The following is a 25,059-nucleotide window of genomic DNA, read 5'->3' as shown; positions in this document are numbered from 1 at the left end:
AAAGAGGTTCCGTCAGAAGGTTTCGTCGAGGTCTGAGAGGTCCGGGGCTGCCGGCTGACCAAAGAATGGCCGCGCGGCTGAGCCCTCGTTGTTCTCCTGCACCGGCGACTTAAAGTCCATGTGATTCGTATCATCCAGCTCATCCAAGGACAGATCCGAGGGCTGAGCAAAGGACTGTGCGCTGGACGACGCATCCGGAATCAAGTACTTGAAATCCGTAATCTTTCCGTACTGCACCACGGTCACAGAGCGTGAAAGCTGGCTGGTCAGCGCGGTCTGGCTGTCGACCTCCACGATGCGCGTGCGGGAGCCATCAATTTCGGTATAACCTTCAGCGCCGCCAGCGCTGGTGAGTGCGTTGGGGCTAAAGGCCTGGAGGGCTCCCTTTTCCTGGTTCATTCCGGCGAGGAACTCGGAGGTGCTCTGCACGCGGCTGCCGCCCTCCTCGCGGAAGGTCACGCGGCTAAGGTAGCGCTGCAGACTGCGGGTCATCCGCGGATCGGTGATGACCTTCTGCCATTCCTGTTGCTTCAGGTCACGGTCCTGCATGTAAGCGTGATCGAGGTTGCGCGACAGGTTATCCAAGGCGGTGCTGGATCCCAGTCCAGCCATGCCCCACATCTCATTGAGCGCCACGGCCGAGTGACCAGTGCGGTTGCGCTCGAAGGTGTTATTCATGTCGTCGAGCAGTGACTTAAGCGAACGGTGTGCCCATTCCGTCTGGTAGATGTAGGAGCGGATTTCATCCGTCATGCGCACGGCATCGTCGCGGTTGAGCACGGCCTGGGCAATGCGAGCGTTTTCTGGAAGACCCGCCTGCGGTGTCCGCAGCCGGTCGCTCGAGGTCTCCTTGCGTCCGAAGGGTGCGTAGATCGCCCGGCCCAGCAGAGCCGACCAGCTCAGGAACTGGTTGTAGGCGTTGGAAATGCGCGAGATCTCCGCGGAGGAGGTGGCCAGATTCTGTGCGGCAATTTCCTGATTGCGGTTGAGCAGCTTTCGCCTCTGCACGTAGTCAAAGATTTCACGCTGAGCCTTAGTAAAGACCGCCCAAGAGCAGATGAGGAAAAGCATGCCCGCCAGGATGATGCCCACGACGTACCACGGCCAATCGAACCACTGCGAATACTCACCCAGCGGCAAGTCTGGGTTGTAGCGCCCGGCCACCATGTAGGTCATGAGGGCAAGCGCCACGAAGAGCACGATCCACATCGTGCGCAGCTTCCGGGTCAGTGCTTTGTTCTCCGCGTTGAAATCACGCGCTTGGAAGTTATTGGCCAGCTCTTGCAGCTCGCGTGCTTTGGCGTGCGCGTCGCGGTACTTCTGCTGGGCATGCCCCAGCTTCTCCCATAGACCCTGGCCCACCTTCCAGGCGAAAGTGGTGCTGTTCTTTGCTCGCCACGAGGCGAACTCGCGCTTCTTGCGGCTCACCGCCTCGTTGCGGGTCTGCTGGCTGGTGTACTCGATGTCAGCGGCGAAACGCTCGGCACCTACTGGATCGAAAGGCGCGACGGTGGCTTGGGACTCGTGTGTATAGCCCAGCGTGCTGGTCATCAGCGGGTGGAAGCCTTGGAAGGAAGCGCTGACATCCTGCACAGACTGGCCACCGTATTGCACGATGTACATGTTGCCCTGGTTATTGCGCAGCCCCTTGGTGTCGATGCTCTCGCGCCACGAGCCATCGACCAAGCCGAGTGCATAGTCGTGATATGCCTCCCACGTGCGCGACAACTGCGGTTCCTGCCCCAAGGAAAAGTGCTGCTCCCGGGCGACCCGCATGGTGTGCTCGCTGGCTTGGCGCAGCTCTTCGACGCTCGTCGCGCCGCTACCCTTGCCGGAGTGCCCCGCCAAGACGACCTCCACGCTGGAGTCCTCGCCATAGAGCATCTTCTGCAGGAAAGTAGCCGCGTTCTTGTTCATCGCACCGCGCTGGCCCTCAACCCAATCCTGGGGCTTGCCCACCACCGTGGACCAGTACAGACGCAGATTATCCTTCAGTGCTGCCCAGCCGCTGACCTTATGGGACTGCAGCTCTTCATAGGCGGTCGGGGCGCTGACCAGCGGAGATATCTCCTGGTTGATGAACATCTGCGCGCACTGCTCCGTGAGCTGCTCCGGGTTGGCATAATGCACGGCGCGCGAAATGTTGTTGACCTGTGGCTGCGGCAGACGCTGGCCGGGATCGAAGACAGCCTTTTTCACCTTGTCCTCGATGTCATTGGCATCGATGGTGCGGTGGAAAGCGCGCACGAGACGGAAGCGTTGCCGGTCACCGGTTTCGATGACGCGGTGCGTCTCCGGATCCAACACCGCCGGTTCCGGCATGCCGCGCCACAGACCGAAAATGCTGGCCACGGCCGGGGCTGCGAACTGTGCCAGCTCGAAGCCGTCCGCGGTGCGCTTGATGGGACGGATGCGCGATGACGCCGGGGTTCCGCCCTCCTCCGGGGAGAGCACGAGGTTGCTCCAGCCCTGCAACGGGGCGATGTCCACGCTTTCGCGCGGGAGGGCGGAGAGCAGCAGGCGCACGCGCAGATTGGAGGCCTGGATGAGCCGCTGATCGACGGCGCTGACCCACTCCGTGAGCTTGTCGACGTCCTGCGGTTGTTCCGCGTCCATCGGGTCAATGGTGGCGAGGAGGACGTCCCCGCTGAAGCTGCGGAGGGCCTCGTCGAGCGTCGACAAGCGCGCCGTTCCCTCTTCCGTAAAGGAGCGCACGACGGCCCCACTGGTGGGGTGGGCATAGTCGATCCAGAGGAAGTTCTGCAGGAGACCAACCGCACGCAGATCGCTCAGGCGGGAGCGGATGTCATCCGCGGTGGCGCCGTGTCCAAAGATAATTACGTTCGTCATTAGAAGGTGTCATCCAGGTCGTTGAGGTTGAATTCCGGCGCGGTGGGCTGGGCGAAGCCTGACTCGGAGCTACGCACCTGCGGCTCCGGCTGGGCCACGGGATTCTCCGCCACCGTCTTAGCCTGATCCAGGTAGTTGCGGATGACCGGAACCATCGCGATGACGTCCAGCGCCAAGTCACGGTAGTACGGCGTTATCGAGGCAACTTCGCGGGAACGGATCTCAGCGAAAGGCTTTTCCTTCCGGCCCTGGCCCGGCAGAGCATTGGAGTGCCCCGGCACAAAGTGGTCTGCGCCGCGAGCAAACTTGTCCAGCTCGTTGACGAAAGTTTCGTAGCGATCCTGAATAGAAGTGCCTACAACTCCGCGGTTCGGGACGTCACCGTTAGCCAGGAACTGTGCCAGGCGATGCACCACTGGGTGCGTCGAGGCACCAGAGTGGGCGAAGTCGAGGCCGTCGTCGAAAAGCCCACGCAACAGTTGGTACGGGTACAGCGAGGAGGCGAAACCGTAACGCCCAGTTTCCTGAACCTTGGCGTAGGCGATGAAGATGGATTCCAGCACCGAGGACATCCAGTCCGACTTCTTGATCATGCGGCGTGGTGAGATGAGCAGCGGGTTCGGGAAGTCCACCCAATCGTTGACGCCGCCATCTGTGTCATCGAAAATGTGGGCCGCAGCGTTGGCGGCATCCGGGTTCGAAATGTAGACGCGGCCGGTGATACGCCCGATGATCCAGCCAGCCACCATGGCCTGGCGTTCCGTGTTCGTCAAAGGCAGTGCTGCCGGCAACGGGCGGGTGCGGCGCTCAGACCACCAGGAGCCGTCGAAATTGTCCTGCTTCTCAATGTCCTTGGCAATGTAGTTGAACATGGAGGAGAAGACGATCGGCGAGTAGTTCGGGTAGGAACCGAAGATCTCGATGTGCTGGACGTGGTCCGACATGTTGAGCGAGTTGCGCAAAGCTACGGAAGAAGGACCGTCAATCTCAGGGCGGCTCAGCACTGACTCCAGCTGAGCGGCAATGCCGGTCTCCGCAGAGCCCAGCTCCGCAAACGGGATATCGGAGAAGGAATAGGTGTACTGCACCGACTTGCCGTGAATACGCTGGACCATCTCATCGTTGACGGCAGCCAGCGGGCGGGCATAGCTCAGGGCCAGCTGGAAAGCCTCGATGAAGCGACGCTGACGCTCCGCGTGCTCGACCTCGTTGATGTCTGGGGTGAGCGTGAGATAGCGGCGCAAGTCCACCGAATTGAACTTCTGGAACTCGTAGTCGCGGCGATTAATCCACTGACGCGAGCGCTCAAGCAGATCAGTTGGGCGAATCTTCGCCCGGTAGTGCGCGCGCTGCGATTCGCGGGTTTCGCCGTTTTGCGGATGGCGCGAGAGGTACTTGGAAACCCAGCCGGCCCGGTTGGAGTAGGCATCGTTGGTGCGCTTCTGCGGCGCCAAAGTGTCATTCGGCGCTTGGGCCGCATCGAGCGATTCCCATTCGCCGCGGATGACCGCACGCACTGCAAAGGGATAGGCCTGCTCGTAGTTGGTGACATCCGCGGTGGACTGCTGGCCCTGGATGGTGCGCAGCATCTGGTCCCGGTAGTCCGAGATGAAGCTGTTGACGTCGGTCAACATGATTTCGTTCTCTGCGCCCTTGAAGCGGGATTCCACGACCTCATCGAGCTCCGTCGGCCACGAGTTGACCTCATCGGTGCGGACGTCAGCAAGCTTGTTGGTTTCTGGGCGCTTCGACACGGCTTTCTCCAACACCGCGTGGGCATCCCCTAGCTCGCGCTTGAGGTGGAAGAGGTTCTCATCGGCATAGTCCTGAAGGACGTCCTTGAGCAGGTGCGCAATCGCCATGAGGGCGTAGCTGTAGAACTGGTTGAAGTACAGGCCCATGAGCGCATTGACGGTGGGGGTCGGATCCGTCATCTGTCCCTTACCGGTCAATGGGCTGAGGATGGGATCCGCGCCTTCCGGCTTCGTCAGCACGCGGGTGTTTTGGTAGTAGCCGGAGTACTCCGCCAGGCACGGCAGGAGGCGGTCGGAGTTGGTGAGAACATCCGTGATCTTGGAGAGCATCTCGCGCACATAAGGCACGCCCACCGCGGCCAGCTCCGCCTCCACGGCGGCGAGCACGCTATCGCTGAAGAAGTTGGCGTAGCGGTAGACGATGTCATAGGCGGCATTGTTAAGAACAGATGCGATGGCCTGCTCGTTGCGCGGATCCGCCATGTTGCCCTCGAACTCTTCACGCCATTCGTTGACGTTGCGGCCCTGGCCTACGGGGATGAAGCTCTGCAGGTACTTCGTGGCGCTGTCTGCGGCCTGCTGGGCTTGACCGCCAAACACGCTGTTGAGCCAGTTCCACACGCTGCCGCTGTCGATCTGCCCGCCCTGCGCCCAAGAAGGATCGAGCGTGATGGAGCCGAAAGCATTGGGCAGCCGCTCCTCCAGCTTCTTGGCAATCTGCATCTCGCCGGCCTCGGGGTTTTGCGGGTCGAGGTGCCCGTTGAAGAGGCGCTCGAAGGCACTGCGCGCAAGGCGCTGGGAGGAGTACTCGGCGAAGCGATCGCGGCCCATCGACACCTGGGCATAACCCAGCGAACCCCAAGGCAGGCGACCCCACGGGGTTCCACCCGTCGGGCTATCCCAGCCGAAGAAGCGGCGGCCGCCGTCACCGGCCGGAGTGTTAGTCATTGCATAGGACACCAAGTTATCGCTGGCCTTGGTGGAGGCCATCAGTCCTGCCAAGGCTCGTCCCAGGCCACGGTAGATGGACATGGCGGAGCCGTCACCAAAGCGGGCGCTGGTGGTACCCATCTTGGAGCCGATCGGGAAAATACGGCTGAAGATCTGGCCCTCCGGCGGAGTACCCATGTCGAAGGCCTCAAAGACGGCGCGGTCATGGTCGCTGGAGTTGCCCATCTGCGCGGCGACGACTTCACCGAACATGGCGAGCGAGTTCGGCCACGCGCCGGCCATGTCATCTGCCTTGTTATCGGAGAAGATCTCCGGGGAGTACATGAAGACGAGCGTGCCCTGCGGGTTCACGTTCGGAATGGTGGTGAGCACACGGCACACGTCGAGGAACATCGAAGCACCTGCACCGCCTGCCATGGAGGAGACCACGAGGACAACCGGCTGTGAATCGCCGGTATCAGAGTCCAGCTTGGTCTGCTTGTAATTGAGGCGGTTGAGCTCCTGGATCGCCTCCTGCGTGAACATCTCATCCACCGCATCCTTGAGGGCCTGGCGAATCTCCTTCAGGTGCGGAAGGGTCAGCATGCGACCGATCGCACGGTACTGGCCGGCACCGTCAGCCAGCTTCACGTCATTGGTGGCGGGGTTGCGGGTGGCCCACGTTGCGATCTCCCCGAGCTTGCCGGAGCGGCCCAGGATGCTGGATACGCCTTCATCGAAGGTGTTGTAGTTCTGGCGCGAACCAATGCCCACGTAGTGGCCACCGTTCTGCGTAACGTTCGGCAGCTTTTGCGGGCCGGCTTCCTCTTCGAGCGGCACGTCGATGTTGACGAACTGCCAAGCCTTGGGCAGCTCGGTTAAGTCCGGGTCGATGCTTCGCAGCTCGGCCTTGAGCTGGTCCATCATGAACGCCAGTGTCTTGGCGCCGGAGCCACCGCAACCGACGACGAGGAACTTCTTCATCTCTAATTACCTTTCGAAGGGGAGGTTCGCTTCTGTTCTAATTAGGTTTGGTGTGTGATGCTCAACCGGCTTAGCCCTGGGAGCCGAATCCCGGGCTAGGGGGCCAGCCGCCATTGTTACCAGGGTTACCAGGATTGTTCGGTCGCTGCTGGCCTGGCTGGCCGAAACCGGAGCCTCCACCGAAGCTGGATCCGCCACCAACGTTGGGGCCACTGCCAAAGCCGGGGCGCCCTGGCCCGCCTGTGGGCCCTGGCTGGCCGTGATTCGGTGGACCGGATGGCTGGGACGGCCCAAAGCCTCCGTGCTGCGGCGGTTGCTGCTGCGCACCATTGCGGGGAGCACTCTGCGGGCCGCGCTGCGGCGTAGGTGGTTGGCCAGGGTGTGGTCCGCTCTGCGGGGCATTCGGCGGCTGTGGGCCAGGCTGGCCCGCCTGCGGCGGCGTCTGCGGCGGTGTCTGCGGCGGTGTCTGCGACTGTGACTTCTCGGCGGGGAATTCCACTTGGTCGAAGAGCTGCAGGGCCTGGCGGCTGATCTCCTTCGACATCTCGTCGTACGCGCTGGCCTGCGCCAACGTATCGACAGTCAGGACGATCTCTCCGGAGTTGCGGTCCTTCACGTTGCCCACGAAGAACCACGTGTTCTGCACAGCAAGTGGCAGCACTGCGCGGTAGCCGGACTTCTTGCCCTTACCGGAGATAGTGCCATCGCGCTGAACCTCCACGTGGGCGGCGGTAAAGGGGCTCAGGCCCATCTTTACCTTGGCGTCGTTGCCACCCAGGCGAACAGAACGTGCAGAGGTCTCAACCGGAACAGCACCCTGGAATTCATCCTTGGACACCGCAAATGGGCGGCCATTATCGGTACGTATGAGGTTCGCGCCATCGCGCTTGACCGGGATGGTCTTCGCAAACATGCGCGGCTTCTCCGGAATGCGGCCGCTAATCCACTTCATCAAGTACAGAATTCCCAAGGGGATCAGCAGCGCGAGCACAACCGCAAGGACGAAGGACAGACCGAACGCGGACTTGTTCAATGGCGCGCTCATCGAGCCCTGCAGCGTCAGCGGTAGCTCCAGCTGTTGGTTATCCTCAGCCGACTGCAGGTTAATCACCGGCTCCACGCGCAGCGGGCCATCCGCCATCTCCTCAACGCTCACCGTCACCGGGATGGTCGTCTTCTCATCCTTGGAGAGCTCCAGCGCGGAATCCTCAGAATTGTGCTTGGAGCTCACGGAAACGGAAGGTACTCCTGCGGGAAGCATGCCGTCAGCGGAATCCACGGTCTGGTCTGCTACCCAGACCTTGCCGGGACCGGTCACGGGAACATCGACGGTAATTTCCTTTTCCGTCATGGTGATCGTCTGCGCCGAGCCCACCGTCGGCATATTAACCGGGGTAACGGTCAGCGGCGTTTCCGCGTTGATGGGATCCAGCTTCGAACCTGGGCGCTCATCGGTGCCCTTGGTGGTGATCTCCACGCGCGTCACCAGCTGACCGGATGCGGCGTTTTCCACCTGGTCCAGGGGAATATCGACTGGCTGCCCATCGGTGATGGGCGCATTGTCCACGAGGGTAACCGGGGAGCCGTCCTCCGGTACGAACTCGGCGTGGAGGGTACCTTCGCCCTCCAGCGTGCGTGGCTCGCCCTGGCCATCGACCAACTGCCCCTTCAGGACCTGGTCCGAGTTGATGCCGCCTTCCACCTTGGAGCCGTCTTCCGTCTTGAGGTCTAGGTTGAGGCCCGGCACCATAACGACGGACGCGAGGTACTCGCCATCAGTTCCCTCAGCCACCTTGTAGCCAAAAGTCCAGGCGCCTGCCCAGGGGTCGCCGTCCTTCTCCATCGCGATATCAACCATGCCTGGAAGCTTGCTGTTCTCCGTCACGGAGACCTTCGCGCCGGCTACGTGAGTGGTATCAGGCTTGAGCTCAACGGTTTCACCATCGGGCCCAGTCAAGGTAGGGATGAGCTCTCCTTCCCCAACCGAGCTCTTCGGCACCGCCGACAATCGCACTGGGGACACGGAGTTATCGAGGACGAAATCGAATTGGTCCTTGAGGTTTCCCTCCTTGGTCACACCACCCGAGGTGGGGATGAGGTTACGGAAGGCAGCGAACAGCGCCGCTGGATCCTCACCCGCGTCGAAGAAAGCACCGTTGGGAGCGCCCTGGCCGCAGTCTTCGCCCTCCGCCATGCGGGTGAGCTGGCGGACCTGATCTTGTGCTTCCGCAGCCGGCACGAGGCCCACGTTAAAGAGGCGGATATTGGAGTTGCGGAACGCGGTGACAGAGGAATTTACCTCACAGAGCTTGTCCTGCGCTCCCTGGAGATCGTGAGCCTCGGCATCCGTGTAGTACTTGCCATCGGTAAAGAACACGATGGCGCGGCAGCTGCTGCCCTGGTGGGAAGCCAGTTCCTTGAGTGCTCCCTTGTAGGCCGCGCCATAGTTGGTCTCTAGATCCGCAACACGGTCCTCCTGTCGGAACTTGTCCAGTTCGCCTTTGAGAGCATCCCCGTTGCCGGAGACATTGGTCCACCCGCCATAGTCAGCTGGATCGCTGTAGTACTCGGAGCCGAAACCGGCGAGCTTGACGTTGATGTCTGCGCCATTGTCCTCCCCGAGGTTAGCCAGCTGCTTGACGATGTCCGCCGTGGCGTCAACGCGGAAAAAATCAGCATCCGTCGGCTTCGATCCCTCATAGCCAACCAGCGAGGCCGACTGGTCAAGAACGAACAACAGGTCCGCGGATTTTTCGCTGGCGATGCAGGAGCCAAAATCAGAGAGGTTCTTTTGCGAGACCTCAGAAAGCGCGGACTCGGAGCCGATTCCCTCAACGTGCTCCTGTGGCGGCGGATTCTCTCCGCCGTGGTCTTCTGGGTTCTCCCCGTTTTGTTCTTCCGGCTGGCCTTCCGATCCCTCTGGTGCAGGAGCCTCCGGCGCGGGGGCGTCTGGGGCCGGAGGAGCCTCCTGCGCCACCGCTCCCAGGCTGCCGCCGAATCCGGCGAGTGCCATCGCCGCGGACAGGGCAAGTACACGAGTGAGCTTCTTCATTAGACGCCAACCGCCTTTCCTACGTAGAAGGCGATTTCCACCGCAGCGACAATAACAAGGACAAAGCTCCCGCCCATGATGAGGCGGTACAGCAAGGTTTGCGTGGTGTCCTCTACATAAAACGTCTCAGCCTGGCGCTGCGTGTTCTTCAGCGTATAAATACCCAAAAGGATGAAGGACACGATTCCAGCCAGCAGCCAGCCGCCAATAGCCAGGCCAAAGAACAAGACCTGCGTAGGGGCCGCCACGAGCGGGGCGACAATCAACAGAATCAGCGCAATGACCGCAGATACGCCCGCTGCAATGAGAAGCGGCCACGGTCCCTTCGTGGGACCCGTGGGTGTTGCCACCTGGCGGCGGTAGTCCGGCGCCGGGGAGGACTGGCCGAAGCCATCCGGCGAGCCCGGCGCGCCGAAGGAGCCACCGGTACCCGAATCGGAGCCTTGGCCAAACCCAGAACCCGAGGAAGGCTTCTGTACGGGGTTCTGCGCAGGATTCGGTGCACCAAAGCCACCGAATCCGCCAGGTCCACCGGGCGCGCCAAACCCAGAGCCAGAACTGTTTCCGGACCCTGTGCCTGGCTGGGGAGCCCCCTGTGGCGGGCGCCCGCCGAACTGTGGTGACGAGCCTGGGGAACCAAACGTCATATCGATGACCTTCCCTAATGCGAAGTTGTGCCGCCGACTAGCCTCTACCTACTCCATCGAAAGGCGCAGAAGGCGAAAAAGACCAGCCGGAGGCTTAAGGACTAGAACCAAGGTAGCCGTGCCCCCTGACACGGCCTGCCCTTCAGTGGCCCGAAATTCGAACGCGCCCGAATTTCTTCGAGCGCACCGTGGCACAGTAGACAGGAAACGTGCAGGGAACACGAAAACACTGCAAGCAAAAGAATGCCACACTAGGAGCGTTTTTTCTGCCCACTTCACAGATCTTTATGGGTGGACTACCGGAACTGCCTCCCAGGAAGGTGCAGCTCAACTGCTCTTTCTTAAGGAACGAGGAGGAATGGGAGCACTCCCCGTCTGATGGGAATCAATTTCCCCATTTCTGCTTCCCCCATTTTCGTGGAAAGATGCTGAGCCATGACAACTCAATCGGCAACCGCAACCACCGCAAAGGGTGGCGAGAGCATCCGATTCATCCCGGTACATTCCACTTTGTACCCGTGGCTGGTCGCGGTGTTCGTCGTTACCTTCCTCATCTCGAACATCAACGCCACGAAGGGCGTCCAGCTCGGCCCGCTTATCACCGATGGCGCCTTCTTCCTCTTCCCCATCGCCTACATCGTGGGCGACGTTCTCTCTGAATGCTATGGCTTCAAGTCCACCCGCCGAGCCGTGTACATCGGTTTCGCCATGGCGCTTCTAGCCGCAGTTTCCTTTTATATTGCAATCTGGCTGCCCGCGGCTGATTTTTACGAAGGCCAGGAAGCCTTCGCCGCCACGCTCGGCCTGGTTCCGCAGATCCTGCTGGCTTCCCTCGTCGGCTACGTCGTGGGCCAGCTGCTCAATTCCTTCACCCTGGTGAAGATGAAGGCCCGCTCGGGCGAGAAGGGCCTCATCGCCCGCCTTGTTGCTTCCACCGTCGTCGGCGAATTCGGCGATACCCTGCTGTTCTGCGCCATCGCAGCGCCTGTCATCGGTATCGATTCCTTCAGCGGCTTCCTGAACTACGTCATCGTGGGCTTCTTGTGGAAGACCGCCTGCGAGGTCATCATGCTTCCACTGACCACGCTGGTTATCTCTTGGGTCAAGCGCCGCGAGGACTACGTGCCTATCGACGAGGCCGACACCCCTACGTCAGCGCCGTCTAAGTAGCAGCGACCCGCCCCGATCTTTCACCCCCTTAGCACGCACTGTGCTGAGGGGGACTTTTCACTCTTCCCTTCACTTGCCCCAATGAATACAATGTATTCACGATGGTTAAGGAGGAAATATGGCTACTTTGACAATTCGCATGGATGATAACGACGCGGAACTCGTTCGGAATTTAGCCGCCTTTGAAGGCCGGACGATATCTGATTTTGCCCGAGCAGCACTTTTAGAACGGGTCGAAGACTACTACGACCTTCAGGAACTGCGCGCAGCAATGGCAGAAGATTCTGGCGAACGGTTTAGCCTTGATGAGGTCCTCGAGGATCTCTAAAGATGTCGGAGGGAATCACTTCATATCACGTCGAATTCACTTCGAAAGCCCGGAAACAGCTAAAGAAGTTTGACCGATTCGATGCGCGAATCATCGTGACGTGGATCCAAAAGAACCTCGAGGGCTGCGAAGACCCTCGAGCTCTCGGAAAAGGATTGACTTCAAACCGTTCAGGTGAATGGCGCTATCGGGTCGGTTCTTACCGCATTCTGGCGTACATCCACGACCAGAAAGTAACGATTGAGGTATTCGCTATTGGCCACCGGAAGGACATCTACGATGCATAAGCATCTACGAGGTTCCCTCCTCCCCATCCTTGGCCTGGCTACAGCCTTCAACCTTGCGGCATGCTCGGGTACAGAGGAAGTCACCACGTCGTCTGAAACGACGAGCCACGCGGCACCGGAAACGACGGCGGTGAGCAGTGAGGCGTCGTCAAGCGCAGCACCCAGCACCACCCCTCCCCCGCTCAACCAAGGCCCAGCACCCGCTCTGACCGGCACGTTTGAGATGGATGGCCCAGCCACCATCACGGGCGCGACCTATGATTCGATGCCCTTCGTCCTGCCTCTCAACCCGGCCGGACCACAGGAGACCATGGTGCGCTGGGTGCAAGACTGGGGCGAGTCCCCCGCCACGGCAGAGCACGGCACCACCTACGTTTTGGGACACGCCTGGGGCCAACAGAAACTGGTGTTCAACCCCTTCTCCGAGGTGGTCACCGCCAACGTGGACCTGAGCAACCCCACCACCGTGGAGGGCCTCGAGGGTATGGAAGTGCAGCGCTTTACGACGCCCATCCTCAACGGCTCCCACATCCGCATGACCTCCGAGGGCGGTGCCGGGCGCGAGTGGATCGTGGATAACGCCTTCCTAGTTGATAAGGAACAACTAGGAAGCGACGCGGACCTGATGAATACCGAGGTTCCCGGGCGCATCGTACTCATCGCCTGTGCGGTAGACGGCACCACTGACTTGGAGTACAACGTCATCGTCACTGGTCACTTGGCGTAATAGCGCCCCATAAATTCATCGCGGTATGCCTCGTAATAGCCGCCGTCGATGGACTCCCGAATGTTATCCACCAGGCGGATCATGAACTCCAGGTTGTGGATGGTGCACAGCGTGCCGGCCAGGAATTCCTTGGCCTTGAGCAAGTGGTGGATGTAGGCGCGGGAGTAGTTCTCCGAGACGTAACCGCCAAACTCCTCGTCCACACCAGAAAAGTCGCGCTTGAAGCGCGCATTAGTGAGGTTCATGCGTCCGTCGAGAGTGTAGACGCCACCGCGGCGCGCCAGACGGGTCGGCGCCACGCAGTCGAAAGTATCGGCACCAGCCTCAACGGCGGTAAAAATATCATCCGGTTCAGAGATACCCAGCAGGTGCCGGGGCTTATCGACGGGCAACTCATCGCATACCCAGCCCACAATCGTGCCCAGGTTCTCCTTCTCCAATGCGCCACCGATGCCGAAGCCACCGAATCCTCGACGGCCATTTGCCTCGGCGCGATCGGAAAGCTCCACCAACCCGCGCGCGGCCTGGCGGCGCAGATCCTCGTATTGCGCGCCCTGCACCACGCCCCACAGGGACTGGCGCGGCTTCTGCGGGCCGCGGGCGAGCGTCAGTCGGTCGTGCTCATCCAGGCAGCGCTGCGCCCAGCGGCGCGTGCGCTCCACGGATTCCTCCTGGTAGGTGCGGGTATCTACGAGCGTGGTGAGCTCATCGAAGGCAAACATGATGTCCGCGCCCAAGCCATGCTGGATCTGCATGGAGACCTCCGGGGTAAAACGGTGCATGGAGCCATCGATGAAGGACTTAAAGTCCACACCGTCCTCATCCACCTGCGCCATGCGCTCCTTCTTGGCCGCACGGATATCGGAGTCCGTCAGGTCTGCCACGTCCATGGCGAGTACCTTTTTAAAGCCCACGCCGAGCGACATGACCTGGAATCCGCCCGAGTCGGTATAGGTCGGCCCATGCCAGTTCTCGAAGGTAGCCACACCACCGGCCTCGTCCACGATGTCGTGGCCCGGCTGCAGGTAAAGGTGGTAGGCGTTGGACAGGATGGCCTGCGCTCCGGTCAGGCGAATCTGCTCCGGGGTCAGCGTCTTCACCGTGGCCTTGGTGGCCACCGGGATGAACGCCGGGGTCTGGATATCGCCATGCGGTGTGTGAATAACACCGGTGCGGCCGTGCTTTCCCGGCTGCGCTGGGCCGCTCAAGTCCAGCTCCTTCTTCACGTCGAAGGAAAGGTCGGTCTCCAGCAGCGGCTTAGGGTGAGTCATAGGGAACTATTCTACGGGCTGCGCTGCCTTATCCTCTGCTTCACGGGATGCTGCTGCGTGTTTGCGCTCCCATTCTTCCTCGAGTGCGGTGCCCTCGATATCCAGCTGTGGGATCAGCTTGTCCAGCCACTTCGGCATCCACCAGGTGGTGTGCCCCATGAGGAACATCGTGGCGGGGACAAGCGACATGCGGACTAAGAAGGCGTCGAAAAGCACGCCCGCCGCCAACGCGAAGCCGAAAATCTGGATGAAGGGCAGGGGCTGGCTGATAAACGCCACGAAGACGGAAATCATGATGATGGCCGCAGCGGTGACCACGCGGACACCGGCAGTAAAGCCGGCGATGGTGGCCTCATCATTGGCGTTGTACTTGCTGTACTTCCCGCCGCTGCCCTGCGGGAAGCGGGAGAAGTGCTCGCGCATTCGGGTGACCAGGAAGACCTGATAGTCCATGGCCAGGCCGAAGGTCACGCCGATGAGGAAGATGGGCATGAAGGAAATCAGCGGGCCCGGCGCGGGCACCAGGCCGGTGAGGCCGTCCTGCCACACAAGCACGGTCAGGCCGAAGGCGCCGCCGACGGAGAGCAGGAAGCCCAGGCCCGCGACCAACGGCACCAAGATGGAGCGGAACACCGCCAGCAGCAGGAAGATAGCCAGGCCCACCACGATGGCGAGGTATGGCCCCATGGCCCCTTCAAGGCGTTCGGTGATATCGAGCTGCACCGCGGTCAGGCCCGTCATGCCGATCTCGGCGCCGGTAGCATCCTCCAGCTCCGCGCTAGCCGTGCGTAAGGCGGAGGCGGTGCCAATCGTGGCCTCATCCGTTGGCGCTGTGGTGGGGCTGACCATGATCTGCGCGGACTTCATGTCTTTGCTCATGCCCACCAGCTGGGCGTGCTTGACGCCGCCCACCTGGTTCAGGCGCTGCACGGAATAGATAAAGGAGGAAAGCGCGGCCTTCTTCTGCTCGTCTTCCTCGCCCTCCTGGCCCTGGATATAGGGCTGTAGCGCCGCGGATTCCGGGTTGGCGTTGGCGCCATCCACGATCACCAGGAAGGGGCCGTTGATGCCGGGGCCAAAGCCTTCGGAGAGCAGGTCCGCCGCCTTGCGCTGGGTGGTATCCGGGTTGGAGGTGGTATCCGCTGGCAGGGCCAGCTCCATGTGCAGGACCGGGGCGGTCAAGGCTCCGAGGCCGAGCACCACCAAGGCCATGACGATGCCAGGGGCGCGCTGCACCGTGCGCACCCAACGGTTGCCCATCGTTGCTTTCGTGCGGCGCGGGCGGCGCTTCGTGGGGTTGCCGGCCACGCCGGGGATGCGCCCGGCGAAGGCCTTATCACCGAGCAGGCCCAGCATCGCGGGCACCAAGGTCAGCGCGACGAGCACTGCCATGAAGACCGTGCCCGCAGCGGCCAGGCCCATGGCGGTGAGGAAGCTAATGCGCGCCACGAGCAGAGCGAAGAGCGCGATGAAGACCGTGGCACCAGCAAAGACCACCGAGGAACCCGCTGTGCCGACGGCCATGCCGGCGGCATCCGGCCCATCCATGCGGGAGCGCTCCTGCCGGTAGCGCGACATGATGAACAGCGCATAGTCGATGCCCACGGCCAGACCAATCATGACGGCCAGCACCGGGGTGAGGTTGTTGAGCTCCATCCAGTGGGTCGCGATCATGACGCCCATCGCACCCAGGCCCACGCCCACGACCGCGGAGATAAGCGGCATGCCTGCGGAGGCCAGCGAACCAAAAGTAATAATGAGGACGATAAACGCCACGGCCAGGCCGATGACCTCAGAAATCGAGTTGACCTGGATTTCATCACCGAAGCCCGCGCCGCCGGCCTCTACTTCCAGACCCACCGCACGGCCGATATCCATGGCCTCATGGACAACGTCTTTATCCGCTGGGTCTACCGAATAGGGGCTTTCCGCATCGAAGTCGAAGGTGGTGTAGGCGATGGTCTCATCGGCATTGACCATGGCCAGGTTGTCGGCATCCGCCCGCGCGGTCTCCTCCGGCAAGCCCATGGAGGTGAACTGCTCAATGACCTGCTGCTGAAGTGCTGGCGATACCTCAAGCGGGTTACCCCAACGCTGCTGGCTGCCCTCTGGGATATCAAGGCCTTCAGCAATGTGGTGCACCACGTCCTCGACAGCTTCTTTGTTCTGCGGATCGCTGAGCTTCTGCCCTTCCGGGGCCTTGAAGACGAGGTTGACCGACGGCGCATTGGCCGGGTTACCGTTCTCCGGGAAGAGCTCCACCGCGCGGCGGGTGGCATCAATAGCGGGCGTGCCGCTGATGGAGTACTCCGTGGTCATCGGCTTCATCAAGCTCAAGGTCGCTCCGCCCGCAGCCGCCACGATGAAGATCCAGGCGATGATGACCTTCCATCGGTTGATGTAAGACCAGCGGCCTAGGTGGTAAAGCAGCTTTGCCACGGAAATTCCCCTTCACATGCGCGATTATTGCTCGCGGAAGCTTTGGTGGTGGACACGAATGTGCACCAGTTTAACCAGTTGGACTGTGAAGCCCTAACGACATCACGCGCCCCAGCAAAGCACCACCACGTGGCCGAGAGTTAAGCAATCTCCGCTACGCCTGAGCCATATCTGCAGTACGCGGCGAACGCGCCACGGGCAAGGACGACGCAACAGCTGCAACTACCAACGCAGCTGCCAAGGCAACCGCCGCAACACCAGGATGAGAAGAAAGTGCCGCGAAAAGAATCATTCCAAGTGGGGTACCGGCGGTAAAGACCAGCTGATCCTTCGTAGCGAACTGATGCACCAGACCATCATCCCCCAAAGACTGCCCGAGAGAATCCCACGCAATGCCTGCCGCAGTCATCAACAAGGACGCAGCAGCAGCAACTGCGGCGATGAGCACGAAGACAGAGGAGAATGCCAAAGCCAGGATCTGCCCGGCCAGAAGAATCAGCATCAGGATTTGCAAGGTGCTAAAGCGCACCCGATCTAATGCCTTCAGAATTGTTGCGGCTGAGCCAAGCAGCGAACCGACCGCAAGCGCAGTTGCCATAAACCCCCACGACTTTTCGTCGAAAGTATTCATAATCCATGTAGGGCCAGCACTTCCCAGGAAGCCGTTGATCACTGCCGCGACCAGCCAGGTGCCGAGCCCTACCCGCACCCAGCTCGGGAGCGTTGGGGACGCAAGAGGCTCGTTCGAAGTCGTTGAACCTGCGCTGTCCGGTTCTGGTTCAGCCGCTGCGCTATTAGAGCTTTCTCCTGCTGGTTCGCTACGTACTGAGAGAAACGGAAGAACAAAGAGCATGGCCACGAGGAAAGTGGCGCCGTCGATGAGTAATACCGTGTTAAATCCCAAGGTGAGCACTGCGGCAGTACCGATGAGGGGGCCGGCGATAAACAGCACATCACCGAGCATCGACAGGGTTCCATTGACGCGAGTGCGCTGCTCATCGGAAAACAGCTGCGACAAGAGGCTAAACCTTGCTGGCCCAAAGAATGACGAGGCACAACCGTACACGCAGCTTGAGAGCGCGAACGCAGCAATGGAATCGCCGCGAGCAACCACCCACGCTACAAGTCCCCACTGTGCCAGCATCCGAACGACATCACTACCCAGCATCCAGGTCACTGGCCGGTGAGGTGGCGGCAGCTTTCGGACCACTAAAGAACTAAGGAAACGGCCCGCCCACAGCGCGATAAGCACCACCGTCAAGCCGCGCCCCGACGGATCTACTCGGTGTGCCTGAAGCGCAAAAGCAATCGGGATGAGGCCGTCACCTAACCCGGAAACGACAGCGGCTGCGAAGACGAGCGAGAACGTAGATTTAAAAGAAAGACTATTCATCGACCTCAACATTTTATAGTGTTACACATCATAGTATTTAACTATAGAGAGTCAGGGTACATCCCCCTGTCCAGTCAAAGTTTTAACCGCTGAAGTGCTTTAGGAGACCCCATGTCCACTTTCGTCATCGTTGCCATCGCGGCCATCCTTCTCATTGCCATCCCAGCAGGCATGATGAGCCGACGGATTCACAAACGCACGGAAGACCACGACCCCGAGACACGCCAAGCCGCGCTGGATTTCCAAAGAGATGTTGATAGAGGGCGGGCTGGCTTCTAAAAATAAAAAGACCGGCACCCCAGAGCTAAGAGCTGGAGTGCCGGATGTGGCGGTGGCCGCGGAGTCCACGTTCGCGGCATCCTTGAGCACCGTTCCTGCGCACGCCGAAGGGAGGAGTGCCTAGGATTGCCTCAAAAAAAATAGCGTCCAACAGCCAATTCTGCGGACGCATCAAAGCAGATGGACAATGGTCACCGTACGTTTACGTGAACACTGTCCCCTAAGGAATGACTGTGCAAATCTTTCTGATCCTGCTGGTAGCTTTCATAGCTGCACGGCTTCACTTCTTGGTCAAAGAAGTCGAAAAGACAAATGAACTTCTAGCCCTTCAGATTGAAGAAACCCGCCAAGGCGATACCTAAAGCATCGCCTACTGAATGCCTCACTTATTCAGGGGTTAGGGGTCTAAATGTGTGACAAAAAGAAGGTACAGGAGCAAATGGGAAAAATTCTATTGGGCATCTCTATCGGTCTACTAGCGGGAGGAATCATTGCTTTTGTAGCGCTCTCCTATATTGACCTCACCGCGCCATTCTCCTGGGTAGTTTTCTTTTTCTCGGCGACCATCGTGGGAGCTATCGTCGAAATGATTCTGCGGACAAAGAAACGCGAAGAAAACACTTCTGCCCCAGACAGTGATATCCACCCTTGATATCGCCCGCCATACAGGCCGAAGCCCAAGGCCCAAGAAGGGGCGGGCTGGCTTCTAAAACATAAAAAGACCGGCACCCCAGAGCAAAGAACTGGAGTGCCGGATGTGGCGGTGGCGGCGGGATTTGAACCCGCGGTTGGGGGTTACCCAACAATCGCTTTCGAGGCGATCACCTTCGGCCGCTCGGACACGCCACCGCGTTCCAGATTACGGGAGTCATCCCAAGCGACAAAATCGCTGCCCACGCCAGGCGGCGGGGACAGCGATTCAGCTATTTGAGGCTAGGAATTAGTCCTTGAGGTTACCGATGACCTCGTTGGCCTTATCCTTGACGCCCTCAACGGCGTCGGAAGCCTTCTGCTTTGCCTCAGAGGTGACCTGGTCGGCCTTGCCCTCGTTCTCCAGCTTCTCGTTATCGGTCAGGCCGCCAGCGGCTTCCTTAGCCTTGCCGACGAACTCGTCCTTCTTGTTCTCAAAATCACCCATGATTTTCTCCTTACTCTCTACTTCTCTCACGTGGGCCACCCAGCCTACACGCGAATCGGAAGGTGGCTCCGGGGTCACTAACCAATTCAAGGGCTAAGCGCCGCTGCCGCGCAGACCCCCGAAGAAGCCCGTGAGCAGCTCCGCGCACTCCCCCTCCAGTACACCGCCGCGTACCTCGGGAACGTGGAGGGCGCCCGGGGCGCGCAATACCTCCACCAGCGAACCGCACGCCCCCGTCTTCGGCTCAAAGGCCCCGAAGACCACCGAAGACACCCGGGAAGCCTGAATCGCGCCCGCGCACATCGCGCAGGGCTCCAGGGTGACAACCAGCTCGCAGCCCTCCAGACGCCAACCATCGCCATGCACGCGCACCGCCTGGCGGATGGCTTCCACCTCTGCGTGCGCGGTGGGATCATTGAGCTGCTCGCGGCGGTTAACGCCGGTGGCGAGTTCGTTGCCGGAGGCGTCGTAAAGCACGGCACCCACAGGGATATCCCCCGCCGGCGTGGTGCGCGCAACCTCCAGGGCGCGGCGCATGCGGGCTTCCGCGCGCACCAGCCCCTCCGCTGGTTTAAGAGTCATCCGAGTCGAGGCCGTCGATGAAATCCTCCAGCTCGTCACCGAAGCCCAGCTCGCCGGCGATGCGCAGGAGCATGTCGGAAGGCCAGTCCTCATCGTTATCGATGATGTAGCCCAGCTGGTCCTCATCGAGTCCGAGGTCAGCGAAGATATCAAAGTCGCCGTCACCGTAGGGGTCGGCGTCCTCCCACTCGTCCTCGTCCAGATCCGGGATATCGATATCGCGCAGGTCCAGGAAATCCGCGGCGAAGTCGTCTTCGGAAGCATAGGTGGCGTCGGAAAGCAGCATGCGCACATCCCCCGGAACCGGGCGCACGACGACGAAATAGTCATCTTCCACGCACAGCAGCGCGAATGCCGCCCCCTCGGAACGCAGGTTGCGCACCGCTTTAATGGAAGTGTTGACGTCGGTGAAGTCATCCTTGAAAGGGCGAATCACCCAGCCGCCTTCGGCACTGGCAACGGTGATGGCAAAGGACAGATCGTCGTGGCTCATACCTCGTCAGATTAGTCGGGTTGTGCCACAATTGTCACCGTGAGTTCTCAAGATGTTCAACGCCCCGTCTGCATTATCGGCCTCGGTCTCATTGGAGGTTCCCTCCTGCGTGACCTAGCTGCTGCACGCCATTCCGTGTACGGCTACAACCACTCCACCTCTGGTGCCCGAACGGCCATTAAGCAGGGCTACGACGTCACCGATAATCTGCCGGCCATCCTGCACCGGGCCGAGGAAGACAACGCGCTTATCGTCGTCGCGGTGCCCATGGATGCGGTTGCCTCGGTCCTCGACTCCATTCAGGAACACGCCCCGAGCTGCGGTTTGACGGACGTGGTCTCGGTCAAGACCGAGGTGCGCCAGCTCATTGTGGAGCGCAACATGCAGGCGCGCTACGTGGGTGGCCACCCCATGGCCGGCACCTCCAAGTCCGGCTGGGAGAACTCCCACACCGGGCTATTCAACCGCGCTGCCTGGGTAATCACCTATGACTATGCCGCCGAGTGCGAGGCCCGCGGCGAGCGCATTCCCGCCGCATGGGAGAACATTTTTGCGGACGTGGTCCGCATGACCCAGATGGTTCACGCGGAGGCGGTTCCGGTGCGCGTGGCGAACCACGATGCCGCGGTCGCCCGCATTTCACACCTCCCGCACGTGCTGGCGGAGACCCTCGCGGTGGTCGGCGATAATGGCGGCATTCTGGCGCAGTCCCTGGCGGCCGGCTCCTTCAAGGACGGCACCCGCGTGGCGGGTACTCGCCCGGACCTGGTGCGCCAGATGTGTGAGACCAACTCGACGGCGCTGGTCCAGGCCCTCGACGAGGCCCTTGAGTTGCTGCACGATGCGCGCGAATCGCTGGCCTCGGATCAGCCTTCCATCGCCGCGCTTGCCGACGCTGGCTTCCGCGCCCGCACCCGCATCGAAGCCCGATCTGGCGCTCGAAAGGAATCGGTCTCCCCGGTGAAAATCTCCTCCCGCCCGGTCTTGCGTTTGCACCCGGGTGCGCCGAATTGGGTGGCGCAGCTGCGCCAGACGGAGTCTTTGGGCGGGCGCATCGAGATTTTCTAGCCCCGCCGGTGGGCTTCCAGGCCTGACTTTCTTTCCTAGCAGGCGGTTCTCAACGGGTTCCCCTCACCTGGTTCCAGTCAAAAGGTTTCTTTGCCCCCAAACGAACCTTCTACCTGGCTGCAGAAGGTTTACTTGCCCCCAGAGGAACCTTTTGACTGGAGACTTCTGAGTGGAGCCTTTTGTGGGGTGCCATCTGGTGACCGGCTGTGAGTAGCGTGCGCGGCAGCGTGGGACGGCGCGGGGCGGCACGACACGACGCGGTGTCGGGCAGCGTAGAGCGGTGACAAAGGGGGAGGTGGGGCGCTTAGTCGCGGAAGGTGTCGTCGCGACGTTTGCGGGCTTGGGACTCATCGCGCGTGATGCCAAGCAGCGGGTAGCCAGCAAGGCCCGCCGCGAGGCCCACTGGCAGCATCCAAAGCATGCCGGAGGCCAACCACAAGACCACGCCGAGGATGGCGCCAGCGATGAGACACGGAACGAGTTTCTCCTTCATGGAGAAACAGCCTAGTTGCTACCCCGCTCAGCACCAGATTTGCGGCGAAGCAAACGTGAAGCGATGGCTAGCACGATCAGGCCCACCACCCCAGTCACGCCGGCTGTCAGAGCTGCGGGCGCGCTGACCTGCATCGTTGCCGGCGGCGCCGGGGAGTTATCGGCGTTGAGAACTCCGTCGGTATCGCGGCCGCTGGTGACGTCCTCGATCCAATCGCGGACTTCGACCACGGACGTAATCGCCGCTGTTGGGGAAGGTAGGTCCGGGTCCGCATTCGATGTGCCAGCCGTGGCCACGCCCACGAGGCGACCATCGACAAAGAATGGGCCGCCGGAGTCGCCGCCCTGCATGCCCTCACCATTAAGGGACTTCACGTCCATGATGGCAGCGGCAATCATCGGGCCCACTCCCCCGAGTTCACCGGCCGGGATACTTTCCGCGCCATCGGGACCAACAGCGATCTCTGGCATGTCTCCGCCCTCCATCACCTGGGGCGAGTCGGATGAACCAGGGGCGGGAGCGACCATTCCACCGGGAGCAGGCACAGCCATATCGCCAGGCGCCATAGCCCCGGAATCTCCTGGCGCCACCGGCGTCATCTTCTCGCCGGATTCATCTGGGCTGGCCGGCGGGGTGCCACCGGATAGCAGTTCGCCTACTTCCATCTCAGCCATCGGCAGTTGGCCCTTGCGGGCCATGCGGGAGCTGCTGCTCCAGCCGTAGAAGTGGCCTTTCTCGCCGGCGGTGGGGACAGCGTCCGCGAGCTTGGCTGACTTTATGCCCTTGACGGGCTCGGTCAGGTGCATGAGGCCGGCGTCGATAGTCGGTGAAACAGCCCAGGAGTCCACGTCATAGACGCGGGTGTCCTTGCCCTGGCCAAAGCGAGCTTGTGAGCCCTCGTTGTTGACGGACTCCAAGCAGTGGCGGGCGGTGAGTACCCATTGCTCGGCAACCAGCGTGCCGGTGCAATCGCCGAAGTTTCCAATCTTGCCCATACGTAGCGCAGCCACGACGGCGCTTTCCTCCGAGTGGGGTGCAGGCTGGGCGAATTCCAAGGCCATGGCCGGCGCAGCGCCTAGCCCCACGACCAGAGAGCTGGCCACAACAGCAGTTATCTTTCGTGCCACCATTACGCGGCCACCTCCTTGATTGCCCAAGCCACGGCCCTCTCGGCCGGACCCTTTCCACAGAACTTCTTCCACAGCGCGCTCAGCACCAAGAACGCGAGCACAAAGCCCAGTGCCGCCATGGTGTTGTGCAGCGAGACGTGTGCTTGCCAGTAGCGTGCGGTGAGAATGTGCAGGATATAGATTGTCAACGACATCGAGCCCAATGCTGCGAAGGGGAAAGCCAAGCGTGGCAACTGACGGCCGATAATCAGGCACAGGTGCAACACCACCGCGGTGACTGCCACGGAGAGAAGGATTTCACCAAGCACACCCGTATGCCCGGTAAAGCGTAGCCAGCTGGGGATATCCGGGTTAAAGCGCTGCCACAGGCCGATGCCGGCAACGACGACGGCCACCGCGGTCACAACGGCTTGGATGCGGGTGGGGCGGGTGAGGTAGACGTCGTAAAGCAGCATGCCTGCCACCATGTACGCCAGGAATGCCACGAGGGGATAGACCTGCGGGAGGGTATAGGGCGCGTAGAGCACCGTGGCGCCCGCGGTGGCCAGCGCGAAGAGCAGGACCTTCCACACAGTGGCGAGCGGCGGCACCCAAGCGGTAAGAGCCATGGCTGCGCCCATCACGACGAGGACAACCTGAATCTCGCCGCCGACGGGCAACAGCGCCACGCCGATGAGCATGACTATCAGACCGCGGGCGACCAGTTTGAGGAAGACCCGCAGCGAATAATCGCGGGCAAGGATCATCATCGTGGTACCTGCAATGATGGCAAAGCCCGCCGCCGGCAGCCCGGAGAGCACCACTTTGGCGCTCCACACCAGGTTGGCCATGTGCAGAATAATCATCCCGATGATGGCCAAGGAACGTGCAATATCAAGGCCCACTATTCGGGCACGCGCTGACACCTATTCATCTCCTTGCAGTTGAAAACGTTTAAAGACCGACCAGTGGCTCTGGCCGGTCTTCTTATTTGTGTGCGTTTTCAGCTCTGCATTTCACTCAGCGCTGCGTGATATGCGTCTCAGCGGCTAAGGGCGATGGCTTTGCCATCGCGCACGAAGTAAATGCGCTCAGGGGTTGCGGAGGCATCGGGGTCCACCATCACCGTTACTGGACCTGCAAGAAGTTTCATGATGGCCCCGTCAGGTTGCGCGCCAAAGCAGATTTTGTCCAACCTCAAATCCCGAGTGATTTCTAGCTGACCATCTCCGCTGCTCTCAAAGTGGAAACTGAGGATATCGCAGGAGAACTGCACGACCCGATCCCTAAAGCTCACGCGAAAGGAATCCGGCTGCTGCGCGGACTCCCACTCGGAATTCACCACGAACTCCATCTGCTGCGCATTGGCGGTGACTAGGCCTGCGGGCACGCCAGTAACAATGTTGCGCTGCGAGGATCCAACTTCCGCTATGCCCGAGCTCCCCGGCAGCTCCGAGGAGCCAGCAAAAGAAAAGAGGGAGGAAATGAAAAGCAGGATAGCGGAGAGAATCGCTTGAATCATGGGCATCATTGTATCCCTCCCAACCGACCAACCATTGGCTCTGGCCGATTTTCTCATTTCTGTTTGTTGTCAGCTCTGCGTTTCACGCAGCGCTGCGTGATGTGCGTCTCAGTGGCTAAGGGCAATGGCCTTTCCATCCCGCACGAGGTAAATGCGCTCAGGGGTTGCGGAGGCATCGGGGTCCACCTTCACCTTCGCCGGTTCGGACAGGAACATAATGAAGGGAAGGTCGACTTTTCCTCTAGGGCAGGCCTTATCCGTCAACATGCTGAGCTCCACGCCGCCATCAACCAAGGTGAAGTCGCCGCCGTTACAGGGCAACCACACCCTCTGGTCCTGGAAATTCAAGGAGAAATCCTCTGGGCTCGCCGCAGACTCCCACCTGAAAGCAGTGATATGTTCCATCTGCTCATCGTTTGCTTCAACCAGTCCCCCGGGTGCGTCCGTGATGATGCCGTGCTGGGCGACGTTTAGCCCCCACGCCTCCGAGCTCCCCGCCAGCTCCGAGGAGCCCGGCTTAAGGGACATTTCGTGTGGATAAAC

23 protein-coding genes and 1 tRNA gene are annotated in these 25,059 nt (G+C 60.9%); 8 read left to right on the top strand and 16 right to left on the bottom strand.

Annotated elements, in window-relative coordinates; all coding sequences use genetic code 11:
- Positions 1–12 precede the first annotated feature (12 nt).
- From HMPREF3056_RS11525 to HMPREF3056_RS13825, 4 genes are all read right to left on the bottom strand, one after another.
- On the bottom strand, positions 13–2,850 hold the full coding sequence (locus tag HMPREF3056_RS11525; protein WP_070679254.1) for an AAA family ATPase: 2,838 nt from the start codon (positions 2,848–2,850) through the stop codon (positions 13–15).
- A complete protein-coding gene (locus HMPREF3056_RS11520) occupies positions 2,850–6,518 on the bottom strand; it encodes a tubulin-like doman-containing protein (RefSeq protein ID WP_070509666.1) in 3,669 nt (1,222 codons plus the stop codon). The genes HMPREF3056_RS11525 and HMPREF3056_RS11520 overlap by 1 nt, the downstream gene beginning before the upstream one ends.
- Positions 6,519–6,588: 70 nt before the next feature.
- Positions 6,589–9,570: a VWA domain-containing protein gene (locus HMPREF3056_RS11515; RefSeq protein ID WP_070754886.1), complete on the bottom strand. Its 2,982-nt coding sequence runs from the start codon at positions 9,568–9,570 to the stop codon at positions 6,589–6,591.
- Entirely contained in the window at positions 9,570–10,217 is a 648-nt protein-coding gene (locus HMPREF3056_RS13825; RefSeq protein WP_232760836.1) for a hypothetical protein, read from the bottom strand. The genes HMPREF3056_RS11515 and HMPREF3056_RS13825 overlap by 1 nt, the downstream gene beginning before the upstream one ends.
- Before the next feature lie 435 nt (positions 10,218–10,652).
- Here HMPREF3056_RS13825 and HMPREF3056_RS11505 point away from each other — a divergent pair, with 435 nt between their 5' ends.
- The 4 genes from HMPREF3056_RS11505 to HMPREF3056_RS11490 all read left to right on the top strand — a co-directional run bounded on the left by HMPREF3056_RS11505 (position 10,653) and on the right by HMPREF3056_RS11490 (position 12,729).
- Positions 10,653–11,387, top strand: a complete 735-nt coding sequence (locus tag HMPREF3056_RS11505; protein WP_070546933.1) for a queuosine precursor transporter — start codon at positions 10,653–10,655, stop codon at positions 11,385–11,387.
- Between the two features lie 118 nt (positions 11,388–11,505).
- On the top strand, positions 11,506–11,715 hold the full coding sequence (relB, locus tag HMPREF3056_RS11500) for a type II toxin-antitoxin system RelB family antitoxin (protein ID WP_042528872.1): 210 nt from the start codon (positions 11,506–11,508) through the stop codon (positions 11,713–11,715).
- Between the two features lie 2 nt (positions 11,716–11,717).
- Positions 11,718–12,002, top strand: coding sequence for a type II toxin-antitoxin system RelE family toxin (locus tag HMPREF3056_RS11495; RefSeq protein ID WP_046648850.1), 285 nt, complete (start codon positions 11,718–11,720; stop codon positions 12,000–12,002).
- Positions 11,995–12,729 carry a sortase family protein gene (locus HMPREF3056_RS11490; protein WP_070546936.1) on the top strand — a complete coding sequence of 245 codons (735 nt, stop codon included), beginning with the start codon at positions 11,995–11,997 and terminating at the stop codon, positions 12,727–12,729. The genes HMPREF3056_RS11495 and HMPREF3056_RS11490 overlap by 8 nt, the downstream gene beginning before the upstream one ends.
- Here the strand turns inward: HMPREF3056_RS11490 and tgt are convergent.
- From tgt to HMPREF3056_RS11475, 3 genes are all read right to left on the bottom strand, one after another.
- The gene (tgt, locus tag HMPREF3056_RS11485) at positions 12,717–14,000 is read right to left on the bottom strand and encodes a tRNA guanosine(34) transglycosylase Tgt (RefSeq protein WP_070679246.1); all 1,284 of its coding nucleotides are present in this window, start codon (positions 13,998–14,000) and stop codon (positions 12,717–12,719) included. The two genes, HMPREF3056_RS11490 and tgt, sit on opposite strands and share 13 nt — an antisense overlap.
- 6 nt (positions 14,001–14,006) lie before the next feature.
- On the bottom strand, positions 14,007–16,439 hold the full coding sequence (locus HMPREF3056_RS11480; protein ID WP_070754884.1) for an MMPL family transporter: 2,433 nt from the start codon (positions 16,437–16,439) through the stop codon (positions 14,007–14,009).
- Between the two features lie 154 nt (positions 16,440–16,593).
- Positions 16,594–17,832, bottom strand: a complete 1,239-nt coding sequence (locus HMPREF3056_RS11475) for an MFS transporter (RefSeq protein ID WP_070754919.1) — start codon at positions 17,830–17,832, stop codon at positions 16,594–16,596.
- A gap of 111 nt (positions 17,833–17,943) precedes the next feature.
- Here HMPREF3056_RS11475 and HMPREF3056_RS13570 point away from each other — a divergent pair, with 111 nt between their 5' ends.
- The 3 genes from HMPREF3056_RS13570 to HMPREF3056_RS11470 all read left to right on the top strand — a co-directional run bounded on the left by HMPREF3056_RS13570 (position 17,944) and on the right by HMPREF3056_RS11470 (position 18,763).
- On the top strand, positions 17,944–18,111 hold the full coding sequence (locus HMPREF3056_RS13570) for a hypothetical protein (protein ID WP_168166986.1): 168 nt from the start codon (positions 17,944–17,946) through the stop codon (positions 18,109–18,111).
- 233 nt (positions 18,112–18,344) lie between these two features.
- Entirely contained in the window at positions 18,345–18,473 is a 129-nt protein-coding gene (locus tag HMPREF3056_RS13895; RefSeq protein ID WP_256381183.1) for a hypothetical protein, read from the top strand.
- A gap of 47 nt (positions 18,474–18,520) precedes the next feature.
- On the top strand, positions 18,521–18,763 hold the full coding sequence (locus HMPREF3056_RS11470) for a hypothetical protein (protein WP_070754882.1): 243 nt from the start codon (positions 18,521–18,523) through the stop codon (positions 18,761–18,763).
- Between the two features lie 106 nt (positions 18,764–18,869).
- Here the strand turns inward: HMPREF3056_RS11470 and HMPREF3056_RS11465 are convergent.
- From HMPREF3056_RS11465 to HMPREF3056_RS11450, 4 genes are all read right to left on the bottom strand, one after another.
- A tRNA-Ser gene (locus tag HMPREF3056_RS11465) sits at positions 18,870–18,960 on the bottom strand.
- Between the two features lie 91 nt (positions 18,961–19,051).
- Positions 19,052–19,249 (bottom strand): CsbD family protein, encoded by a 198-nt coding sequence (locus HMPREF3056_RS11460; RefSeq protein WP_046648854.1) that lies wholly within the window; start codon positions 19,247–19,249, stop codon positions 19,052–19,054.
- A gap of 93 nt (positions 19,250–19,342) precedes the next feature.
- Entirely contained in the window at positions 19,343–19,786 is a 444-nt protein-coding gene (locus tag HMPREF3056_RS11455) for a nucleoside deaminase (RefSeq protein WP_070754918.1), read from the bottom strand.
- Between the two features lie 34 nt (positions 19,787–19,820).
- Entirely contained in the window at positions 19,821–20,324 is a 504-nt protein-coding gene (locus tag HMPREF3056_RS11450; protein ID WP_070754881.1) for a tRNA adenosine deaminase-associated protein, read from the bottom strand.
- A gap of 39 nt (positions 20,325–20,363) precedes the next feature.
- Here HMPREF3056_RS11450 and HMPREF3056_RS11445 point away from each other — a divergent pair, with 39 nt between their 5' ends.
- Entirely contained in the window at positions 20,364–21,392 is a 1,029-nt protein-coding gene (locus tag HMPREF3056_RS11445; protein ID WP_070754880.1) for a prephenate dehydrogenase, read from the top strand.
- A 304-nt stretch (positions 21,393–21,696) separates the two neighbouring features.
- On the opposite strand, the gene HMPREF3056_RS11440 is transcribed toward HMPREF3056_RS11445, so the two are convergent.
- The 5 genes from HMPREF3056_RS11440 to HMPREF3056_RS11420 form a co-directional block, all read right to left on the bottom strand.
- Positions 21,697–21,885 carry a hypothetical protein gene (locus tag HMPREF3056_RS11440; protein ID WP_046648858.1) on the bottom strand — a complete coding sequence of 63 codons (189 nt, stop codon included), beginning with the start codon at positions 21,883–21,885 and terminating at the stop codon, positions 21,697–21,699.
- A gap of 11 nt (positions 21,886–21,896) precedes the next feature.
- Positions 21,897–23,015, bottom strand: coding sequence for a trypsin-like serine protease (locus HMPREF3056_RS11435; RefSeq protein WP_070754879.1), 1,119 nt, complete (start codon positions 23,013–23,015; stop codon positions 21,897–21,899).
- A complete protein-coding gene (locus HMPREF3056_RS11430; protein WP_070754878.1) occupies positions 23,015–23,920 on the bottom strand; it encodes a DUF418 domain-containing protein in 906 nt (301 codons plus the stop codon). The genes HMPREF3056_RS11435 and HMPREF3056_RS11430 overlap by 1 nt, the downstream gene beginning before the upstream one ends.
- A 116-nt stretch (positions 23,921–24,036) precedes the next feature.
- Entirely contained in the window at positions 24,037–24,516 is a 480-nt protein-coding gene (locus HMPREF3056_RS11425; protein ID WP_070754876.1) for a hypothetical protein, read from the bottom strand.
- 108 nt (positions 24,517–24,624) lie between these two features.
- Positions 24,625–25,059: hypothetical protein (locus HMPREF3056_RS11420; RefSeq protein ID WP_083317821.1), on the bottom strand; the 435-nt coding region annotated here is incomplete at its 5' end.

The organism is Corynebacterium sp. HMSC056F09 (assembly GCF_001815785.1).
Taxonomy (GTDB): Bacteria; Actinomycetota; Actinomycetes; order Mycobacteriales; family Mycobacteriaceae; genus Corynebacterium; species Corynebacterium hiratae.
Note: the sequence above shows the minus strand (reverse complement) of the source record. Positions and strands in the feature narration are given on the sequence as shown.

What these genes read in the sequence shown, in the direction of transcription:
- HMPREF3056_RS11525 (WP_070679254.1), bottom strand. Translation starts at nt 2,850, where the DNA reads ATGACGAACGTAATTATCTTTGGACACGGCGCCACCGCGGATGACATC.
- HMPREF3056_RS11520 (WP_070509666.1), bottom strand. Translation starts at nt 6,518, where the DNA reads ATGAAGAAGTTCCTCGTCGTCGGTTGCGGTGGCTCCGGCGCCAAGACA.
- HMPREF3056_RS11515 (WP_070754886.1), bottom strand. Translation starts at nt 9,570, where the DNA reads ATGAAGAAGCTCACTCGTGTACTTGCCCTGTCCGCGGCGATGGCACTC.
- HMPREF3056_RS13825 (WP_232760836.1), bottom strand. Translation starts at nt 10,217, where the DNA reads ATGACGTTTGGTTCCCCAGGCTCGTCACCACAGTTCGGCGGGCGCCCG.
- HMPREF3056_RS11505 (WP_070546933.1), top strand. Translation starts at nt 10,653, where the DNA reads ATGACAACTCAATCGGCAACCGCAACCACCGCAAAGGGTGGCGAGAGC.
- relB (WP_042528872.1), top strand. Translation starts at nt 11,506, where the DNA reads ATGGCTACTTTGACAATTCGCATGGATGATAACGACGCGGAACTCGTT.
- HMPREF3056_RS11495 (WP_046648850.1), top strand. Translation starts at nt 11,718, where the DNA reads ATGTCGGAGGGAATCACTTCATATCACGTCGAATTCACTTCGAAAGCC.
- HMPREF3056_RS11490 (WP_070546936.1), top strand. Translation starts at nt 11,995, where the DNA reads ATGCATAAGCATCTACGAGGTTCCCTCCTCCCCATCCTTGGCCTGGCT.
- tgt (WP_070679246.1), bottom strand. Translation starts at nt 14,000, where the DNA reads ATGACTCACCCTAAGCCGCTGCTGGAGACCGACCTTTCCTTCGACGTG.
- HMPREF3056_RS11475 (WP_070754919.1), bottom strand. Translation starts at nt 17,832, where the DNA reads ATGAATAGTCTTTCTTTTAAATCTACGTTCTCGCTCGTCTTCGCAGCC.
- HMPREF3056_RS13570 (WP_168166986.1), top strand. Translation starts at nt 17,944, where the DNA reads ATGTCCACTTTCGTCATCGTTGCCATCGCGGCCATCCTTCTCATTGCC.
- HMPREF3056_RS11470 (WP_070754882.1), top strand. Translation starts at nt 18,521, where the DNA reads ATGTGTGACAAAAAGAAGGTACAGGAGCAAATGGGAAAAATTCTATTG.
- HMPREF3056_RS11460 (WP_046648854.1), bottom strand. Translation starts at nt 19,249, where the DNA reads ATGGGTGATTTTGAGAACAAGAAGGACGAGTTCGTCGGCAAGGCTAAG.
- HMPREF3056_RS11455 (WP_070754918.1), bottom strand. Translation starts at nt 19,786, where the DNA reads ATGCGCCGCGCCCTGGAGGTTGCGCGCACCACGCCGGCGGGGGATATC.
- HMPREF3056_RS11450 (WP_070754881.1), bottom strand. Translation starts at nt 20,324, where the DNA reads ATGAGCCACGACGATCTGTCCTTTGCCATCACCGTTGCCAGTGCCGAA.
- HMPREF3056_RS11440 (WP_046648858.1), bottom strand. Translation starts at nt 21,885, where the DNA reads ATGAAGGAGAAACTCGTTCCGTGTCTCATCGCTGGCGCCATCCTCGGC.
- HMPREF3056_RS11435 (WP_070754879.1), bottom strand. Translation starts at nt 23,015, where the DNA reads ATGGTGGCACGAAAGATAACTGCTGTTGTGGCCAGCTCTCTGGTCGTG.
- HMPREF3056_RS11425 (WP_070754876.1), bottom strand. Translation starts at nt 24,516, where the DNA reads ATGATTCAAGCGATTCTCTCCGCTATCCTGCTTTTCATTTCCTCCCTC.